Genomic DNA, 1,000 nt, shown 5'->3' on the forward strand with positions numbered 1-1,000 from the left:
GGCGTACCTTTGTCTCACGGGCAACCTGTGACGCCGACTGCGATATCGCGGATGAAGCAACGCGGTTAATGGCCATTGCGGCGGCACCAGGCACCGCCGTTTTGCTGATACGGCTGAGGTTTTCAACGGCCTGCTCAAGACCTTTTATGGCCATACATCCCCCTTTCAGCGGCGACGGTTAACGGCAGGCGGTACGCCCCGTCCAAGCCAGAGATGACAACTTCCGCCATCATCCGGCGAAACCCGATCTACCCAGAAATTTTCCTCACCGATGGTCAGCGTGTCTCCACGCCGCAGCTGCCGCACCTCATCAGTCCGGACAAACAGGGACGGGCTGGAGCCTTCAACGCGCACGCCCTGTCCGGCATAGCTGATATTTTCAGGGTCATCAAAAACACCACGTATCACCGCACCTGACTGCTCACCGGATGTAATGGTGGCTGACGTTCCCATGTACCCGCGTATCGTTTCATCGGCGCGGGCAATGGCAGCATCGAACAGGTTATCGAAATCAGCCACAGCGCCTCCCGTTATTGCATTCTGGCCAGGCCGCGCTCTGTCATTTCGGCTGCCACACCGGCAGAGACACGAAACGCCGTTCCCGGCAGCACAAATGCCACAGGTTCATCCCGCGTGGCGTGAAGTGCATCAGTATGCAGCTTCACCAGTGCCACGACCGTGACCAGTTCAGACGTATCCAGAATCACGGTATCCGGCTGCGCTGATCCCACCTCATTTTCATGTCCGGTCAGCACATTTTCCCGGCTGAGAGGGGTGTCCTGACCGGCAGTTTCATCCGTGTCATCAAGCTCCTCTTTCAGCTCTGCCACACGGAGCGCCAGTTCTTCTTTCGTCCCCGTCAGGCTGACATCACGGTTCAGTTGTTCACCCAGCGAGCGGAGACGGGCAATCAGTTCATCTTTCGTCATGGACTCCTCCACAGAGAAACAATGGCCCCGAAGGGCCATGATTACGCCAGTTGTACGGACACGAACTCATC

General features: G+C 57.6%; 3 protein-coding genes. All 3 read right to left on the bottom strand.

Going from position 1 to position 1,000, the window contains the following annotated elements; all coding sequences use genetic code 11:
* Positions 1-154: phage tail protein (locus E2F48_RS17170; RefSeq protein ID WP_170997307.1), on the bottom strand; the 154-nt coding region annotated here is incomplete at its 3' end.
* Between the two features lie 11 nt (positions 155-165).
* Positions 166-519, bottom strand: a complete 354-nt coding sequence (locus E2F48_RS17175; protein WP_000752979.1) for a head-tail joining protein — start codon at positions 517-519, stop codon at positions 166-168.
* Between the two features lie 11 nt (positions 520-530).
* Complete coding sequence (locus E2F48_RS17180; protein WP_000158919.1) at positions 531-929, bottom strand: DNA-packaging protein FI; 399 nt, start codon at positions 927-929, stop codon at positions 531-533.
* Between the last annotated feature and the right edge of the window lie 71 nt (positions 930-1,000).

This window comes from Arthrobacter crusticola, from assembly GCF_004357995.1.
Taxonomy (GTDB): Bacteria; Actinomycetota; Actinomycetes; order Actinomycetales; family Micrococcaceae; genus Arthrobacter_D; species Arthrobacter_D crusticola.

What these genes read in the sequence shown, in the direction of transcription:
- E2F48_RS17180 (WP_000158919.1), bottom strand. Translation starts at nt 929, where the DNA reads ATGACGAAAGATGAACTGATTGCCCGTCTCCGCTCGCTGGGTGAACAA.